At 53.8% G+C, this 210-nt stretch carries 1 protein-coding gene; it reads right to left on the minus strand.

Going from position 1 to position 210, the window contains the following annotated elements; genetic code table 11:
* Positions 1-210 (minus strand): hypothetical protein (locus K0625_RS24500; protein WP_220111942.1); only part of this gene is annotated, 210 nt, incomplete at both ends.

Raw genomic sequence — 210 nt, forward strand, 5'->3', positions numbered from 1 at the left:
CATCGTTACGGCCTTCAATGATGATGGTGGCAGTGGTAGGGGTCACGCCGCCATTGCTGTCAATCACGTTATAGGTGTAGGTTAGTTCAACACTCTCACCCACGGCTAAGTAGTCATAGGCATTAGGCGTGACGGTGAAGACATTGCCCACTAGGACGACGCCGCTGGCGTCATTGCCACTGGTTTCAGTCACGTCGCTGACACTGAGGT

It is taken from the genome of Shewanella nanhaiensis, assembly GCF_019457885.1.
Classification (GTDB): domain Bacteria; phylum Pseudomonadota; class Gammaproteobacteria; order Enterobacterales; family Shewanellaceae; genus Shewanella; species Shewanella nanhaiensis.